15 protein-coding genes and 1 tRNA gene are annotated in these 16,934 nt (G+C 73.1%); 8 read left to right on the top strand and 8 right to left on the bottom strand.

The genetic code is table 11. The features are described 5' to 3' along the window. Positions 1 to 43: 43 nt before the first annotated feature. The 5 genes from ABZ783_RS18305 to ABZ783_RS18285 all read right to left on the bottom strand — a co-directional run bounded on the left by ABZ783_RS18305 (position 44) and on the right by ABZ783_RS18285 (position 5,667). Positions 44 to 3,616, bottom strand: coding sequence for an adenylate/guanylate cyclase domain-containing protein (locus ABZ783_RS18305; RefSeq protein WP_357439422.1), 3,573 nt, complete (start codon positions 3,614 to 3,616; stop codon positions 44 to 46). After that, the gene (locus ABZ783_RS18300; protein ID WP_357439419.1) at positions 3,613 to 4,404 is read right to left on the bottom strand and encodes an MBL fold metallo-hydrolase; all 792 of its coding nucleotides are present in this window, start codon (positions 4,402 to 4,404) and stop codon (positions 3,613 to 3,615) included. The genes ABZ783_RS18305 and ABZ783_RS18300 overlap by 4 nt, the downstream gene beginning before the upstream one ends. 129 nt (positions 4,405 to 4,533) lie before the next feature. After that, complete coding sequence (locus ABZ783_RS18295; protein WP_357439416.1) at positions 4,534 to 4,995, bottom strand: RidA family protein; 462 nt, start codon at positions 4,993 to 4,995, stop codon at positions 4,534 to 4,536. Between the two features lie 5 nt (positions 4,996 to 5,000). Further along, positions 5,001 to 5,156, bottom strand: coding sequence for a DUF4177 domain-containing protein (locus tag ABZ783_RS18290; protein ID WP_013736319.1), 156 nt, complete (start codon positions 5,154 to 5,156; stop codon positions 5,001 to 5,003). Between the two features lie 61 nt (positions 5,157 to 5,217). Beyond that, positions 5,218 to 5,667 carry a hypothetical protein gene (locus ABZ783_RS18285; RefSeq protein ID WP_357439413.1) on the bottom strand — a complete coding sequence of 150 codons (450 nt, stop codon included), beginning with the start codon at positions 5,665 to 5,667 and terminating at the stop codon, positions 5,218 to 5,220. 346 nt (positions 5,668 to 6,013) lie between these two features. On the opposite strand from ABZ783_RS18285, the gene ABZ783_RS18280 reads away from it, so the two are divergent. Genes ABZ783_RS18280 through ABZ783_RS18270 form a run of 3 tightly spaced genes read left to right on the top strand, consistent with a single transcriptional unit; the run spans position 6,014 to position 8,990 of the window. After that, complete coding sequence (locus tag ABZ783_RS18280; RefSeq protein ID WP_357439410.1) at positions 6,014 to 6,772, top strand: hypothetical protein; 759 nt, start codon at positions 6,014 to 6,016, stop codon at positions 6,770 to 6,772. A gap of 34 nt (positions 6,773 to 6,806) precedes the next feature. Beyond that, positions 6,807 to 7,784 (top strand): ArsA-related P-loop ATPase, encoded by a 978-nt coding sequence (locus ABZ783_RS18275; protein WP_357439407.1) that lies wholly within the window; start codon positions 6,807 to 6,809, stop codon positions 7,782 to 7,784. Positions 7,785 to 7,838: 54 nt separating this feature from the next. Next, a complete protein-coding gene (locus ABZ783_RS18270) occupies positions 7,839 to 8,990 on the top strand; it encodes an ArsA-related P-loop ATPase (protein WP_357439405.1) in 1,152 nt (383 codons plus the stop codon). Positions 8,991 to 9,025: 35 nt separating this feature from the next. Here ABZ783_RS18270 and ABZ783_RS18265 read toward each other — a convergent pair whose 3' ends face one another. Then, positions 9,026 to 9,346: a WhiB family transcriptional regulator gene (locus ABZ783_RS18265; protein ID WP_046564004.1), complete on the bottom strand. Its 321-nt coding sequence runs from the start codon at positions 9,344 to 9,346 to the stop codon at positions 9,026 to 9,028. A 399-nt stretch (positions 9,347 to 9,745) separates the two neighbouring features. Between ABZ783_RS18265 and ABZ783_RS18260 the strand changes: the two genes are divergently transcribed. After that, the gene (locus ABZ783_RS18260) at positions 9,746 to 12,178 is read left to right on the top strand and encodes a transglycosylase domain-containing protein (protein WP_357439401.1); all 2,433 of its coding nucleotides are present in this window, start codon (positions 9,746 to 9,748) and stop codon (positions 12,176 to 12,178) included. Positions 12,179 to 12,237: 59 nt separating this feature from the next. On the opposite strand, the gene ABZ783_RS18255 is transcribed toward ABZ783_RS18260, so the two are convergent. Beyond that, positions 12,238 to 12,693, bottom strand: coding sequence for a GatB/YqeY domain-containing protein (locus tag ABZ783_RS18255; RefSeq protein WP_357439398.1), 456 nt, complete (start codon positions 12,691 to 12,693; stop codon positions 12,238 to 12,240). 25 nt (positions 12,694 to 12,718) lie between these two features. Here ABZ783_RS18255 and ABZ783_RS18250 point away from each other — a divergent pair, with 25 nt between their 5' ends. The 3 genes from ABZ783_RS18250 (at position 12,719) to ABZ783_RS18240 (ending at position 14,998) form a co-directional block, all read left to right on the top strand. Then, positions 12,719 to 13,612 carry a metallophosphoesterase gene (locus ABZ783_RS18250; RefSeq protein WP_073837669.1) on the top strand — a complete coding sequence of 298 codons (894 nt, stop codon included), beginning with the start codon at positions 12,719 to 12,721 and terminating at the stop codon, positions 13,610 to 13,612. Between the two features lie 73 nt (positions 13,613 to 13,685). Further along, positions 13,686 to 13,762: transfer RNA gene (locus ABZ783_RS18245), tRNA-Pro, on the top strand. Between the two features lie 123 nt (positions 13,763 to 13,885). Further along, the gene (locus tag ABZ783_RS18240; protein ID WP_357439394.1) at positions 13,886 to 14,998 is read left to right on the top strand and encodes an ionic transporter y4hA; all 1,113 of its coding nucleotides are present in this window, start codon (positions 13,886 to 13,888) and stop codon (positions 14,996 to 14,998) included. A 19-nt stretch (positions 14,999 to 15,017) separates the two neighbouring features. On the opposite strand, the gene ABZ783_RS18235 is transcribed toward ABZ783_RS18240, so the two are convergent. Next, positions 15,018 to 15,491 (bottom strand): hypothetical protein, encoded by a 474-nt coding sequence (locus tag ABZ783_RS18235; protein WP_357439391.1) that lies wholly within the window; start codon positions 15,489 to 15,491, stop codon positions 15,018 to 15,020. Positions 15,492 to 15,601: 110 nt separating this feature from the next. On the opposite strand from ABZ783_RS18235, the gene ABZ783_RS18230 reads away from it, so the two are divergent. Continuing rightward, positions 15,602 to 16,882 carry an MFS transporter gene (locus ABZ783_RS18230; protein ID WP_357439389.1) on the top strand — a complete coding sequence of 427 codons (1,281 nt, stop codon included), beginning with the start codon at positions 15,602 to 15,604 and terminating at the stop codon, positions 16,880 to 16,882. The last annotated feature ends 52 nt before the right edge of the window (positions 16,883 to 16,934 follow it).

Here is a 16,934-nt window from a genome sequence, read left to right as displayed (position 1 = left end):
GGCGCGTTTTCCGTGAATCTGCGCGGACCTCAGCTGGGGTGGGTCAGGGGGTCAGGCGGGTGAGGAGGGCGTCGGCGAGCGCCCGCTCGCTGCGCTGCTCGGTGGCGTACGCCAGGCGTACCGCCTCTTCGGCGCTGGCCAGCGCCTCGGCCGGACGGTCGCACGCGGCCAGCGTCTCGGCCAGCACGCAGGCCCCGATCACCTGGCTGCGAACGTCCTCGGCCGGGGCGGCGACCGCCCGCTGCGCCCAGTCCAGCGCCTGCACCGGCTGGCCGTGGGCGAGCAGCGCGGAGGCGTACCGGGCCATGGTCTGGCGGCGGGAGAAGAGCAGCGACGGGGTGTGGGCGGCGGCGGTGGCGACCGGGGCGAGCAGCCCCACCGCGGTCGCCGGATCGTCGTCGGCGAGCCGGGCCAGGGCGAGCAGCACCCGGGGCGCCACCTGAGCGGGGGCCTGTGGGTTGTGCGGCTCCACCGTGGTGAGCACCGACCGGGCCGCCTGCTCGGCGGTCTCCCAGTCGCCCAGGTCCAGCGCCACGAACCCGCGCAGCGTGCCCGCCATCCCGGTGAGCAGCGGGTGCGACGTCCGCCCGGCGTACGCGAGGGCGTCGGTGAGCAGGTCGGCGGCGTGCTCCGGCTCGCCCAGCCCGCGTGCCACCACCCCGCGTACCACCAGGGCGAAGCCCTGCCCCCAGTCGTCGCCGACCTCGGCGAAGTCCCGGTACGCGCGCCGCGCCGCCCGGTCCGCTTCGGCCAGCTCACCCAGCTCCGCGGTGGCGTACGCCTCGACCGCGCGCAGCGTGCCGACCGCCCACGCCTCGCCGACCCGCTCGCCGAAGGGGAGGAAGACCTGCGCCATCCGGCAGGCCTCCCGGAGCCGGCCGGCGAGCAGCCGGGCGAACGCGGTGGTGCCGCGCAGCCAGGCCCGGCCGTACGGGTCCTTCAGCTCGGCGAAGAGCCGGGCGGCCCGGCCGAGCACCGCGTCGGTGCCGGCGAAGTCGCCCCGGGTGGTGGTCACCCAGGCCAGGTTCTGCAACGACCAGGCCTGCCCGCGCGGGTCCTTCGCGGCGAGGCTGACCTGGTAGGAGGCGGCCAGCCGGCTACTCGCCTGGCCGAGCCGGCCGGCGACGAAGTCGGCCATGCCGAGCCGGCGCATCGCCGAGGCACGCATCGTCGGCAACTCGGCCGCCGTGGCCACCTGAAGGGCCTCCTGCCAGCAGCGTTCCGTCCGGGCCTGGTCACCGAGGGTCTGGTGGGCCTGCCCGGCGAGCAGCAGGGCACCGGCCCGGGTGGCCGCGTCGCCGGTGTTTGCCGCGATCTTCTCCGCGAAGGCGAGCGCGTCGTGGGGGCGGCCGACCTGGAGCAACGCCCGGGCGTGCACCACCTGGTCGGCCAGCGGCACGCCGTCGCGGGCCAGCTCGGCGGCGCGCTCGGCGTACTCGACGGCCAGGGCCGGCTCGCCGGAGCGCAGCGCGCGGCGGGCGGCCCGGCCGAGCGCGGCGACGCCCAGCGGGGCCACCGCGCGGGCCGGCGCGTCGGGGCGCAGCTTCACCGCGTCGGCGAGCGCAGCGGCCCGCGCCACGTGTTCGGCCACGAAGTCGTCCCGGGCCGCCTCGCTGAACCCACCGGGCAGGGCGGCGCCGGCGGCGCTCTCCGGGGCGGCCCAGCGGGCCAGCGCCGCGTGCCGCTCGGCCAGCTCCGCCTTGCTCACCCCGGCGTACGCGGCCTCGCGCATCAGCGGGGTGGCGAAGGCGAAGCCGGTGCGGGTGCGGTGCAGCATGCGTCGCTGCAGCAACTCCTCCACGGCCCGCTCCAGCTCGACCGCGACCACCGCCGCCGGGCGGCCGTCGCGCCCGGTGCGCTGCTCGCGGAGCGCCTCCAGGGTGCCGGCCGGCACGGTGTCCCCGACCACCGCCGCGTCGCGCAGCACCGAACGGGCGTCCACCGGCAGCGCGTCGATCCGCGCCGCGAGCACGGCGGCCAGGTCCCGGGAGAGCAGCCGGCTGCCCAGCGAGCCGGGCGCCAGCCGCCAGCCACCGGGAATGTCCCGGTCCGCGCCCGCGGTCAGCGCGCCCCGCTCCATCAGCAGGGTGACCAGCTCGGCCAGGTAGAACGGGTTGCCCTGGGCGGTGGCCAGCAGCCGGTCGGCGTCGGCCGGGGGCAGCTTCCCGCCCCCCAGGTAGCTGGTGAGCAGCCGGGCCGCGTCGGCACCGCGCAGCGGCGGCAGCGCGTGCACCTCGGCGTCCGCGACCCGGGTCAGCGCGCCGGCGGTACGCACCAGCTCCGGACGGCCGAGCAGCAGCACCAGCACCGGGCCGGTGAGGCGGTTGAGGGTCACGCCGAGTGCGTTGACGGTCTCGGCGGTGGCGTCGTGCAGATCGTCCACCACGATCACCAGTGGCGCCTCGACCGCGAGCGCGCTGAGCAGGCCGGTGACCGCGTTGGGCACCGCCTCGGCGTCCGGCGGCGGGGCGGCCGGGTTCCACTCGCCGTTACCGGTGGCAGGCGGGAGTTCGGCGTACCCGAGCAGCGCGAGGAGCTGGTCGACGGCGAGCGGGGGCAGGTCGCCGGGAAGCCGGCCGAGCCGCTGGCCGAGCCGGCGCAGCCGCTCCTCCACGGCCGGACGGGTGAGCGCGGTGGCGGCGTCGTTGGGCAGACCGACCGCGGCCCGGACCAGATCGGCCAGCGGGGCGAGCCGCCGCCGCTCGCCGAACGCGGCGCAGCGTACGGAGAGCACCCGGGCACCGGTGTGCGCGGCGTACCGGCCGGCGCCCACGTCGTAGCCGGCGGCGAGGCGTTCCACCTCGGCGGCGAACCGGGACTTGCCGATCCCCGCCTCGGCGGTCATCAGCAGCACCCGGGGCTCGCCCCGGTCGATCACCTCGGCGAGCCGGCCGGCGACCCGGCCGATCTCGGTCTCCCGGCCCACGAAGGGCGCCTCGTCGCCGAGACCGGACCGGGTGCCCGGCGCGTCCAGGAGACCCAGCAGCTCGTACGCCTCGACCGGCTCGCGCTTGCCCTTGAGCCGCAGCGGGCGCAGCGCCCGCCAGGAGGCGACGTGCCGGGTGGCGGCGGCGGTCCGTCCACCGGCGTAGACCGCACCGACCGCGGCGGCGTCGGCGAGCCGGGCCGCGGTGTTCACCGTGTCGCCGATGACGGTGTATTCGATCGCCGCCTGGATGCCGGCGATCACGTCGCCGGTGTTCAGCCCGACCCGCAGGCCGAGCGGCGCACCGCCGCCCCGCTCGTCGTCGAGCACCCGGCGGACGGCCCGCTGCATGGACAGCGCCGCCCGGACCGCGCGCTCGGCGTCGTCCTCGTGCGCGACAGGCGCACCGAAGACCGCCATGATCCCGTCGCCGGTGAGCTTGTCGACGTGGCCGCCGAAGGTCTTGACCGCACCGGCGAGGGCGGCGAGCACCCGGTCGGTCACCGCGCCGACCCGTTCCGGGTCGAGGTCCTCGGACCAGGAGGTGAAGTCGGAGAGGTCGCCGAAGAGCACGGTGACCACCCGCCGTTCGGCGGCGGGCAGCGTCGCGGCGGCCGGCAGCGCAGCCCCGCAGTTGTGGCAGAACCGCGCGCCGGGTACGGCGACGGTTCCGCACACCGGGCAGGTCACGGCTGCTCCACTCCGAGGTACTCGAGCTGCGCGCGGACCGACCACTCGGCGGCCCACCAGAGCGACCGGTCGACGTCGGCGTACACCTTCGCGACCACCTCGGGCGCGGTGGTGGCGCCCGCCGCGACCGCCGCGCGGACCTGGTCGAGCCGGGCCCGGCGGTGGGCGAGGTAGAAGTCGGCCGCCGCGCCGCAGTCGGCCAGCGCCGGGCCGTGCCCCGGCAGCGCCGGCACCCCCCGGTACGTCGACAGCAGCTCCAGGCTGGTCAGGTAGTCCCCGAGGTGCCCGTCAGGGTGGGCGACCACGGTGGTGCCCCGGCCCAGGATGGTGTCGCCGGTGAGGACCACCCGCTCGTCGCCGTGCTCGACCAGGAAGCAGACCGAGTCGGCGGTGTGTCCCGGGGTGGCCAGCAGGCGGATCTCCAGGCCCGAGCCGTCGACGGGCCCGGTCAGCGGCTCACCGCCGATGGTGTGCGCCGGGTCGGCGGCGCGGACGGGCGCGCCGCCGAGCAGCTCGTGCAGCCGGGCCGAGCCCTCGGTGTGGTCCGGGTGCCCGTGGGTGATCAGCACGGACCCGACCGGCCCGTGCGCCGCGATGGCGGCCAGGTGCTCCTCGTCGGTCGGGCCCGGATCGACGACGACCGCGTGCTCGGCACCGGGGGCGCGCAGCACCCAGGTGTTGGTGCCGTCGAGCGTCATCGGCCCCGGGTTCGGGGCGCGCAGCAGCGTCACCCAACCCGGCAGCTCGTCCGCGAGCGCCCCTGCCGCCCCGGTCACATGCCCGCCCATGGCAGCGATCGTACGACCCCGCCCGCCGCTCCCCGCGATCTTGCAGCTCCGGCCTGTGATTTGTGGTCGTTCACGGCTTTCGCTGGGCCGGAACCAGCAAGATCGCGGGGACGGAGCGTGAGCGGCGGCTTAGCCGACCTCGACGATGACCTCGACCTCGACGGGGGCGTCGAGCGGCAACTCGGCGACGCCGACCGCGCTGCGGGCGTGCCGGCCCGCCTCGCCGAAGACCGCGAGGAACAGGTCGGAGGCACCGTTGATCACGCCCGGCTGGCCGGTGAAGCCCGGCGCGCTGGCCACGAAGCCGGTCAGCTTCACGATCTTGACCACGTTCTCCAGGCCGACCAGCGAGTCGATCGCGGCGATGGCGTTCAGCGCGCACCGCTGCGCCAGGTCCTTCGCCTGGTCGGCGGAGACGCCGTTGCCGACCTTGCCGGTGGCGAGCAGCTTGCCCTCCGCCATCGGCAACTGGCCGGAGACATAGACGTGCTGCCCGGACTGGACGGCCGGCACGTAGCTGGCCACCGGCGGCACCACCTCGGGCAGGGCCAGGCCGAGTTCCGCGAGCTTCGCGTGCGGTCCATTGCTCATGCCGCTCACGCCTTCGGCCGCTTGAGGTAGGCGACCAGCTGCTCCGGGTTCGGGCCGGGAACCACGGAGACCAGCTCCCAGCCATCCTCGCCCCAGTTGTCGAGGATCTGCTTGGTCGCATGGACCAGCAGCGGGACCGTGGCGTATTCCCACTTCTGCATCAGGTTGAGGCCTCCTTGCCTGGCGTGGACTCGGTCAGGCACAGCCTACGGGCCGCCGGTGTCAGCGGGACGCCGGACGTTGCCCCGGCGTCGAGGGCGGCTCGCCACAGGGACCCTCGTGCTCGTACGGCTGGGGGCAACGGGACCGGTCGGGCAGCGGCAGGTCGCAGAAGACGCGGTGCCGGTTGTTCTGGTCGTCCGCCGTGGAGACCGTCGTCTCACCGGCGTCCAGTTCGCTGAGGAAGCCGAGCGAGGTGGCCACGGTGCCGGCGAGCGCGGTGGCCGCCGCCAGGTCGGCGACCCGGACCGGCAGGTGGATGACGTACCCGGGCTCCTCCTCGTCCCGAACCCGGTCGCCTGACCGGACCAGCGTGCGGAGCGCCTCGGCCGGGTGGCGGTACGACCGCTCGTTGAACGGCAGCGCCAGACCGATCCCGTCGGCATCACCGGGCCGCCCCACCCGGTCAGCGGGGACGAACTGGGCTCGAGGGGTGTTCTCCGCGTCGCGCATGCGATCCTCCGGGCGTCGTACCTGCTCACCGTCAGCACCATCCGGCTCGGACCCACCGCCGCACCGGTCCCGCGTCGCGACGAACGTAGGACCTGATGGCAGTCCCAGCAACGGGACGCGCAGGCGCGATCACGTTCAGTCACATATGCGACACATCTCTCGACTGAAATGCGACGGCAGGATCGCCTCCGACCCGCTCGTGCGTGCGACGGGCCGGTACGCGGGGCAGGCAAGGCGCCCATCGACCGCTACCCTTCCGATCTGGACGGGCGCCAGCGCTCGCCCGCCACGCTGGTCCACGTGTCCGCCGCCTGGGGCGGCGGCGCGCCGCACCCCGGGGGATGACATGACTCAACCGCCCATCGGTGGCGCCGCCGGTTCTCCCGGCGGTCCGTCCCACCAGGAGCCGCCCGCCGGCGCCGCACCGCCTCCCGGGGCGGCGTACCCCCCGCCGGCCCCCGGGGCATTCCCCGCGCCGCCCCCTGCGGCGTACCCCCCGCCCGCTTCCGGGGCGTACCCCCCGCCGGGCCCGGGGGCGTTCCCCGCGCCGGCCCCGGGGGCGTTCCCCGCGCCGGCGCCTGGCTACCCGCCACAGCCGGCGCCCGGCTACCCGCCACAGCCGGCGCCCGGCTACCCGCCACCGCCGGCGCCGGCGGCTCCGAAGAAGCGGCGCGGGCTGCTGATCACCTCGATCGTGCTGGCCGCGGCGATCCTGCTCTGTGGCGGTGGCGGCACCGCCGCGTTCCTGACGCTGCGCAAAGCCGAGCAGGGGCAGGGCGCGAAGGAGCCGGCGGTCGCCGTGAACGGCTTCCTCACCGCCGTCTACAAGGACCAGGATGCCCGGAAGGCCGCCACCTTCGTCTGCTCCGCCGCACGGGACGACAAGAAGATCGCCGCCAAGGTCGCCGAGGTGCAGAAGTACGCGACGCAGTACCAGAACCCCCGGTTCCGCTGGACCACGCCGAAGGTGGACAACCAGACCGGGGAGCGGGCGACGGTGACCACCAAGGTCACCATGACCACCTCCGACGAGAAGGTGGCCGACCAGGAGTTGCGCTTCACCGTGGTGCAGAAGACGGGTTGGTGGGTCTGCGAGGTCGCCTGAGCCGGGCGGCCGGCGCGCGCTCTAAGCTCAACGGGTGGCAGCAGCTGAGCACCCGGCCGAACCGGCCGGCACCGCATGGCCGGCCCGCCTGCACGTGGTGACCGGGAAGGGCGGTACGGGCAAGACCAGCGTGGCCGCGGCGCTGGCCCTCGGGCTGGCCGCCGGCGGCCGGCGCACCCTGCTGGTCGAGGTGGAGGGGCGGCAGGGCATCGCCCAGCTCTTCGGCACCGATCCGCTGCCCTACGAGGAGCGGCACCTGACCGACGCCCGGGGCGGCGGCGAGGTGCGGGCCCTGGCGGTGGACGCCGAGGAGGCGCTCCTCGAGTACCTGGACATGTTCTACAAGCTGGGCGCGGCCGGCCGGGCGCTGCGCAAGTTCGGTGCCATCGACTTCGCCACCACCATCGCCCCGGGCCTGCGGGACGTGCTGCTCACCGGCAAGGTGAAGGAGGCGACCACCCGCACCAACGGCCAGCGCCGGGCGTACGACGCGGTGGTGTTGGACGCGCCGCCGACCGGGCGGATCGGCCGCTTCCTCAACGTCACCGCCGAGACCGCCCGGCTGGCCAAGGTCGGCCCGATCAAGACTCAGAGCGAAGGGGTCGCCGTGCTGCTCCGCTCGCCCATGGCGGCGGTGCACGTGGTGACACTGCTGGAGGAGATGCCGGTCCAGGAGACGGTCGACGCGATCGCCGAGCTGACCCAGCTGGGCTTCCCGGTCGGCCGGGTGATCGTCAACGGCGCCCGGCCGCCGGTGCCGACCGGCCGCGCGGTGACCTCCGCCGAGCTGAAGCGGGGGTTGGCGGCCGCCGGCCTGCCGACCGACGCGCGCACCGTCGCGGCCCTCACCGGCGAGGCGCGCGACCAGCAGGTACGCCGGGAGCTGGAGGACTCGCTCCGGGGCGACCTGGTGGAGTTGGGGCTGCCCCTGACCGAGCTGCCGCTGCTCCCCGACGGGGTCGACCGGGCCGGACTGGAGACGCTGGCCGAGGCGCTCGTCCGGGCGGATTGACTCACACCTGCGGCCGGCACGGAGCAGAGACACCCGGAAGACCGATACGCTCGATTGGTGCCTTCCGAAGACGCGGCGCCACCGCTGGACGTCGACCAGATCCTCGCCGACCCCGGCGTACGGATCGTGGTGTGCTGCGGGGCGGGCGGAGTGGGCAAGACCACCACGGCGGCCGCGTTGGCGCTGCGGGCCGCCGAGCGGCACGGCCGGCGGACGGTGGTGCTCACCATCGACCCGGCCCGCCGGCTGGCCCAGTCGCTCGGCCTGACCGAACTGGACAACACCCCGCGCCAGGTCAAGGGCATCGACGTCGAGGCCAGCGGCGGCGAGCTGCACGCCATGATGCTCGACATGAAGCGCACCTTCGACGACGTGGTGCTCCAGCACACCGATCCGGCGAAGGCGGCGGAGATCTTCGCCAACCCCTTCTACCAGGCCATGAGCTCCACCTTCGCCGGCACCCAGGAGTACATGGCGATGGAGAAGCTGGGTCAGCTGCACGCCCGGGGGGAGTGGGACCTGATCGTGGTGGACACCCCGCCGTCCCGTTCGGCGCTGGACTTCCTGGACGCGCCGGCCCGGCTCTCCCGGTTCCTCGACGGCCGGATGCTGCGGCTGCTGCTCGCCCCGGCCCGGAGCGGGGGGCGGAGCATGTTCAGCTTCGTGACGGCCGGCTTCGGGATGTTCTCCAAGGCCGTGCAGAAGGTGCTCGGGGCGCAGCTGCTCACCGACCTCTCCGGCTTCGTCGCCGCGCTGGACTCGATGTTCGGCGGTTTCCGGCAGCGGGCCGAGCAGACGTACCGGATCCTGCAGGCGCGGGAGACGGCGTTCCTGCTGGTCGCGGCGCCGGAGCCGGACGCGGTGCGGGAGGCCGCCTACTTCGCGGGCCGGCTGCGCGAGGAGCACATGCCGCTGGCCGGCCTGGTGCTCAACCGGGTGCACCGGCCGGCGGTGCCGGAGCTGACCGCGGCCGACAGCCGAGCCGCCGCGGCCCGGCTGGAGGACGCTGGCGGGCACGAGGGCACCGTCGAGGTGTTGCGGGCCCACGCGGCGCTGGCCCAGCAGGCGGTACGCGAGCAGCGGGTGGCGGCCCGGTTCACCGAGGCGTTCCCGGCCGTGCCGACGGTGTCGGTGACGGCGCAGCCCGCCGACGTGCACGACGTCGACGGGCTGCGGACGATCGGCGAGGCGATCAGCCAACGGTGAGCCGCGGGTGACCGACGGGCCGGACGGCGCGGCGGTCAGTTCGCGGTGGTCACCAGGACCTTGTCCTTGCCGGCCTTCTCCTTGGCGTTCTTCTTCATGGCTGCCTCGAACATCTTCCGCCAGCTGGTCACCTGCGGGTGACGGCGCAGCAACGCCCGGCGTTCGCGTTCGGTCATGCCACCCCACACCCCGAACTCGATCCGGTTGTCGAGCGCGTCGGCCAGGCACTCGTACCGCACGGGGCAGCTCCGGCAGATCCGCTTCGCCACGTTCTGTTCAGCGCCCTGTACGAACAACGCATCCGGGTCACCGTTCTGACACGCCGCCAGTGACGGCCAGTCAGTGATCATGCCCATGTGTAAACGTCCCCCCTTGCAGTACCTACCGACGTCACGCGACCAGCCGTCGAACTCCCCCCGGTCGTCCGGCCTGCCTCCCCAGGGCGGCACGGACGACATGCGGCTCTGTCGCCGCCAACCATCATGCTGTGTAGTCACCTGATTACGCAACGTTGTCGGCGAAATCCATCATTCCGGACACTCCCGGCTTCCCGGGCTCTCGCCCGCCGTCTACCCCACCCGAGTACGTGAAAACGCTGCGCGGCTCCCCCTTTCGGGGGAGACTTCTGCGGGTCCACGCAACCACCCACCAGGGTTCGTGCGTTTAGCACAACGAGGCCGGCGCGTGCTGGAAATGGGGAAAGTTCCCCGCGCGCCCCTCATTCCCTACTCGCGTACCCTGTCGAGGTGACCTGGATGCGGAAACGTGACCACAATGTGCTGACCAACGCCGCATCGCTACTCATCTGTGGCCTGTTGGCCGGCGTGGTGGTCGCGGCGGCGGCCTTCCCCGCAGTGGCGATGTCCGGACTGGCCGCCAAGGCGGGGGCCGAGACCTTTGGCGCGCTGCCCAAGGAACTGACCGTGGCCCGGTCCCCGCAGGCCACCGTTCTGGTCGCCGCCGACGGCAAGACCGCGTTGGCCGCGATGTATGACGAGTACCGCAAGGAGGTCAAGCTCAAGGACGTCTCGCCCTACATGCAGAAGGCCATCATCGCGGCCGAGGACCACAACTTCTACAAGCACAACGGCGTCGACCTCAACGGCGTCGCCCGCGCCTTCGTCAACAACAGCTCCGGGGCCAACTCCCGGCAGGGCGCGTCCACCCTGACCATGCAGTACGTCCGGCTGGCCATCTCGTACTCGGCCACGCACCCGGCTGACGTGGTCGCCGCGACCGAGGACACCAGCGCCCGCAAGCTGCGCGAGATGTCGCTTGCCATGCAGGTCGACAAGGAGTTCTCCAAGGACGAGATCCTGGAGCGCTACCTGAACATCGCGGCCTTCGGCAACGGCGCGTACGGCATCTTCGCCGCGAGCCAGACCTACTTCGGCAAGCCGCCGAGCAAGCTCGACATCCAGGAGTCGGCGCTGCTGGCCGGCCTGGTGAAGGCGCCGACCGCGTTCGACCCCACCACCAAGTCCGGCTACACGGAGGCGGTCGGGCGGCGCGACTACGTCATCCAGAACATGGTGCAGATCGGCGCCATCACCCAGGCGCAGGCCGACGAGGCCAAGAAGATCAAGCTGGTGGTCAAGGACAAGCGCGCTCCGAACGGCTGCGTCGCCGCCAACACGCAGAGCTGGGGCTTCTTCTGCGACTACTTCTACCGCTGGTGGTTACAGCAGGAGACCTTCGGCGCCACCACGTACGACCGCGAGCGCCGACTGAAGAGCGGCGGCTACACCATCAGGACCAGCCTGGACGTGCAGGCGCAGCGGGCGGCAGACAAGGCGGTCCGCAACCACCTGAGCGTGAACAGCAAGGCCGCCCGGATGGTGGCGGTGGTCGAGCCCGGCAGCGGCAAGGTCCGTGCCATCGCGGTCAACCGCAACTTCAAGCTCGACGATCCGAACCATCCGCAGAACCAGCTCAGCAGCGACCCGAAGAAGCGCAAGAAGGGCATCCGGGGCACCTACCCGAACACGGTCAACCCGCTGATCACCGGCGGCGGCGGCGCCAACGGCTACCAGGCCGGCTCGACCTTCAAGATCTTCACGCTGGTGGCGGCCCTGGAGAAGGGCATCCCGCTCAGCTACACCATCAACGCGCAGCCGGTCTTCAAGTCCGACTACATCATCAAGCAGGGCTCGAAGGCGGCCTGCCCGGGCACCCACTTCTACTGCCCGCAGAACGCCTCGAAGTCGATGGCCGGCGTGCACAACATGTGGAGCGCATTCGGCTTCTCGGTCAACACCTACTTCATCCCCCTTCAGCAGCAGGTCGGCGCGGAGAACGTGGTGAAGGCCGCCGAGAAGCTCGGCATCACCTTCCGCTCCTCCGACGATGCCGCGCTCGCTGCGGACGCCCACCAGTGGGGTGCGTTCAGCCTGGGCGTCTCGCAGACCACGCCGCTGGAGCTGGCCAACGCCTACGCCACCCTGGCCGCCGACGGCAAGTACTGCGAGCCGATCCCGGTCGAGGAGATCCGCGACCCGGACGGCGACAAGCTGGACATCGCCAACCCGCGCTGCGAGCAGCGGATCGACACCCAGGTGGCCCGGGCCGCCGTGGACGCCGCCCGCTGCCCGGTGGGCGACAGCTCCTCGACCACTGAGTGCAAGACCGCCACCGCAGGCGAGGTTCACCGCATCGTCAAAGCGCCGGTCGCGGGCAAGTCCGGCACCACCGACTCGGACAAGACCTCCTCGCTGGTCGCGATGACCAAGCAGTACGCGGTGGCCGGCATCATGGCCGACCCGGACTGGCCGCAGACCAACCAGAAAATGGGCCACAAGGAACTCACCGGCATCAACCCCGCGGTGACCGAGACGCTGCGGGACGCCATGGAGGGCAAGGAGCGGAAGGAGTTCACCCCGCCGAGCGGGAAGATCATCAAGGGCGACCAGCGCTCCATCCCCAACGTCAAGTGCCAGTCGATCGACGCCGCCAAGTCGCGGCTGCGCGGCGCCGGCTTCGACCCGGTGGTCTCCAGCAACCAGAGCCCGTCGGAGTGCCCGGCGGGCACCGCCGCCGGCACCAGCCCGGACGGGCGCACCATCAAGGGCGGTGTGGTGATGATCGAGGTGAGCTCCGGCCAGCCGAAGCCCGGCACCGGCACGGGCCCCGGCGGCCCGGCGGTCCCGCCGCCCGGCAACGGCAACGGCCGCGGACGACCGCGCGGCTGACCGGTCAACGACGAAGCGGGCGGGCACCCCACCAGGGTGCCCGCCCGCTTCGTCGTCCGTCAGAGACCGAGCTGCCGGCGTACCTCGGCGGCGACCCGGCCGCCCTCGGCCCGGCCGGCCACGGCCGCCTGGGCCGCCTTCATGGCCGGGCCCATCTGCGCCTTGCCGGTGAAGCCGCCCGCGGCGAGCGCCCCGGTGACCAGCTCGGTCAGCTCGGCGTCGGAGAGCTGCTTCGGCAGGTAGCGCTCCAGCACCTCACCCTCGGCGGTCTCCTTGCCGGCCTGCTCGGTACGGCCCGCGTCGGCGAAGGCCGCGGCCGCCTCGCGCCGCTTCTTCGCCTCCTTGGTCAGCACCGCGAGGACCTCGTCGTCGCTGAGCTCGCGCTTTTCCTTGCCGGCGACCTCGGCGTTGCCCACGGCCGCGAGGGCCATCCGCAGCGTGGAGGTGGTCAGCTCGTCGCGCGCCTTCAGGGCGGCGCGCATGTCGGCGGTGAGGCGATCCTTCAGCGTGCTCATGGACGGTCAAACTACCCTGAACGGCATGCGAAAGCGCACACTATTCCGGCTCGCCGCCGGGACCGTCGCCGCCGGCGCGGCCACCCTGGCGTACGCGTCCCTCGTCGAGCGCAACCTGTTCACCCTGCGGCGGTACGACGTACCGGTGCTTCCGACCGACGCCGAGCCGCTGCGCGTGCTGCACCTGTCGGACCTGCACATGATGCCCAACCAGCGGCGCAAGCAGGACTGGGTGGCCTCGCTGGCCGCCCTCGACCCCGACCTGGTGGTGGTCACCGGGGACAACATGGCGCATCCCGACGCCGTCCCCGGCGTGTTGCGGGCCCTGCAACCGCTGCTCGACCTGCCCGGTGCCTTCGTCTTCGGCTCCAACGACTACACCGGGCCGGTCTGGAAGAACCCGTTCACCTACTTCCTGCCCGACCGCGAGTACACCGAGGGCGTGCCGCTGCCGTACGAGGAACTGCGCGACGTGTTCACCGGCGCCGGCTGGGTGGACCTCAACAACGCGCGGACCACCCTGAAGGCGGGCGGCCGGGAGATCGAGCTGGCCGGCGTGGACGACCCGCACGTCGAGCGGGACGACTACGACGCGGTGGCCGGCCCGGTCAGCTCCGGGACGACGCTCTCCATCGCCCTCAGCCACTCCCCCGAGCCGGCCGTGCTCGACCGGATGGCCGCCGACGGCTTCGGGCTGCTGCTGGCCGGCCACACCCACGGCGGCCAGGTCTGCGTGCCCGGCTACGGCGCGCTGGTGACCAACTGCGGCCTGCCCCGCTCGATGGCCCGCGGGCTGCACCGCTGGCCCGGCTCGGACTCCTGGCTGCACGTCTCGGCGGGCCTCGGTACGCACCCCACCGCGCCGGTGCGGTTTGCCTGCCCGCCCGAGGCGAGCGTGCTCACGCTGATCTCCCGGTGATCGGCCCGCGCCCGGGGTGGGGGTACCGAGTTTGACCATCGGAGCGGGTGGGCTACTATTTGTCGGCACGCCTCGGGGTGTGGCGCAGTTTGGTAGCGCGCTTCGTTCGGGACGAAGAGGTCGTCGGTTCAAATCCGGCCACCCCGACCAGAGGTAAATGCATCAGGGCCCCTCCGTGGAGGGGCCCTGATGCGTATCTGTCATCGGCCCGGTGGCCGAGGACGCGATCCTGCCCACGGGCAGATGATCAATTTTCCTGGCAAGGTTGATGGCATGCCCGGCCTCATCCGCTCCCGCCTGACCGACTGGACCACCCTCGTACCCCTGATCGCGGTCCTGGTGCTCGCGGCCGCCTGGGGGCGCCAGCTGCCCGGCCCGTTGATCGCGGTGGTGGCCGCGCTGCTGGCCGGTGCGGTCCTGGCCGCCGTGCACCACGCGGAGGTCGTGGCGCACAAGGTCGGGGAGCCGTTGGGCTCGCTGCTCCTCGCCGTGGCGGTCACGGTGATCGAAGTCGGACTGATCGTCACCCTCATGATCAGCGGCGGGGACAAGACGGCGGCACTGGCCCGGGACACCGTCTTCGCCGCCGTAATGATCACCTGCAACGGGATCTTCGGCCTGTCGCTGCTGATCGGCGCGCTACGTCACCGGGTCGCGGTCTTCAACCCGGAGGGCACCGGTGGGGCGCTCGCCACCGTGGCCACGCTCGCCACCCTCAGCCTGGTGGTGCCCACCTTCACCACCAGCCGGCCGGGCCCGCAGTTCTCCCCCGCGCAGCTCACCTTCGCGGCGGTGGCGTCGCTCGCCCTCTACGGCCTCTTCGTGACGGTGCAGACCGGCCGGCACCGCGATTACTTCATCCCGGTCACCCACGAGGGAAGCGTCCTGGCCGTCGACGCCGACGGCGACGGGCACGCGGATCCCCCGTCGACCCGTACCGCTCTGGCCAGCCTGGCGCTGCTGCTGGTGGCGCTGGTAGCAGTGGTCGGCAACGCGAAGATAATCTCTCCGGCGATCGAGGCGGGTGTCTCGGCGGCCAACCTGCCGCAGGCGTTCGTCGGGGTGGTGATCGCCCTGCTGGTGCTGCTGCCGGAGACCCTCGCCGCGGCCCGGGCCGCCCGACGGGACCGGGTCCAGATCAGCCTCAATCTGGCCCTCGGCTCGGCGATGGCCAGCATCGGACTGACCATCCCGGCCATAGCGCTGGCCTCGATCTGGTTGGAGGGGCCGCTGCTGCTGGGCCTCGGCGGCACGCAGTTGACGCTGCTCGCGCTCACCGCCGTGACCGGCGTACTCACCGTGGTGCCGGGCCGGGCGACCGTGCTCCAGGGCGGGGTGCACCTGGTGCTGCTCGCCGCGTTCGTCTTCCTGGCGGCCAGCCCCTGAGCGGTCCGTCCCGCCGCCGTCAGTCGTGCAGCTCGGTACGCGCGACCTCGGCGAACGCGGCGGCCAGGTAATCCGCCAGCGGCCGGTCGGTGGCGGCCAGCAGGTCGGCGACGAGCAACGGCGCGTGCCGGGCGATCGCGGCCGGGTCGGGTGGCGCATCGTCGTCGCCGGGTTCATACACGCCGAGGGCGCTCGCCAGCAGGACCAGCAGCACGTGCGGGTCGACGTCGGGCCACCACGGCGCGGTGGACCGGACGCAGCGCTCCAGCACCTGGCGCACATCGTCCCCGTCCAGCCCGTCCGGGTGAGTCTGCTCCAGCAGCAGCCGGACCACCCCGCCGAGCACCAGGCCAGCCCGGTCGGCGGCGGCCAGCCGTTCCACCGCCGGCCGGTACGCCTCGGCGTCCCGCTCGCGGGCGGTGGCCACCGCCTCGGTGGCGGCCGCGGCGATCTCGCGGGCCGGTGCGGGCAGGTGGTGCCAGGTCACGGTCACCGGGCCAGCATGTCAGACAGCGTGTTCTTGCTCACCGACCGGCTCTGCCGAACGCGGAACCGGCCGAAATCCGCTCGCCGCCTGTCACACCCAGGCAACAGAATCCAGGCATGCTGCGCCGCGCCCTACCCGCCCGCCCGGAAGCCCGTCGGATCCTGCTCGGCACCCTGTTGTCGGCCATCGGGCGCGGTCTGACCCTGCCGTTCCTCTTCATCTACCTCACCGACGTACGCGGGCTCACCGACAACCAGGCCGGCCTGGTCATCGGTTGGTTCGGGGCGGTGACGCTCGCCCTGTCGCCGCTGGGCGGGACGCTGATCGACCGGTTCGGCGCCCGCCGGGTGGTGCTGCCCTGCCTGGCGATCGAAGCCGTCGGCACCGGCTCGCTCGCGTTGGTCGACTCGATCGGCACGGCCTTCGCGGTCAGCACCCTGATCGCAATCGGCGGCTCGGCACTCTGGGCCGGGCAGACGACCATCCTCGCCTCGTTGACCGGCGACGGTGAGCGGCAGCGGGTGTTCGGGCTCCAGTTCGCCCTGCTCAACCTCGGCATCGGGGTGGGTGGCCTGATCTCCGGCGCGGTCGTCGACATCGCCCGCCCGGTCACCTTCCAGGCCATCTACCTGCTGGACGCGCTGAGCTACCTGACGCCGGGCCTGATCCTGCTGACCCTGCCGCACGTCGGGCACCGGCTGGTGCAGGCCCCGACGGCGGCGGCACGGTCGGCCGGGGGCTACCTCACCGTGCTGCGGGACCGGCCGTTCCGGCGCCTGGTCATCTTCGGTCTGGTGCTCACCACCTGCGGCTACGCGCAGATCGAAGTGGGCTTCACCGCGTACTCGGTCCGGGTGGTGGAGGTGACGCCGCGGGTGGTGGCCTGGGCCCTCGCCTGCAACACCGTGATGATCGTCCTCTCCCAACTGCTGGTGATCCGCCGGATGGAGGGGCGCAGCCGGACCCGGGCGCTCGCCGGGGTGGGCGCGATCTTCGCGGCGGCCTGGCTGGTCCTCGGCGCGGCCGGCGTTGTCGGTACGGGCAACGCGCTGGTCGCGGCGCTCGGCGTGGTGGCCTGCTCGGCGATCTTCGGGTTCGGCGAGACCATGCTCTCGCCGGTGATGCCGGCGCTGACCAACGCGCTCGCCACCGACGAGCTGCGCGGCCGGTACAACGCGATGAGTTCGATGATCTTCGGAATCAGCGGGATCGTCGGCCCGGTCACTGCCGGCCCGCTGATCGGGGCGGCACACGGGCGGCTCTGGGTGGCCGTCGTGGTGGGCGGCTGCCTGGCCGCGTCGGCGCTGGCCCTGTCGTTGCGCCCGCTGCTGACCGCCGCCCAGGACGGTCGCACCGCCCCGGCCCCGGCGGCCCAGCCGCAGCCCGTCGTCGCCTGAGCGCACCCTCGGAAAGTGCGGCCTCGAGACCGCTGGAGTTGGCCCCGAAGTT

The sequence above is a fragment of the Micromonospora sp. NPDC047738 genome (assembly GCF_040642675.1).
Lineage (GTDB): Bacteria > Actinomycetota > Actinomycetes > Mycobacteriales > Micromonosporaceae > Micromonospora.
This window is presented reverse-complemented; position numbering and strand designations above follow the sequence as displayed.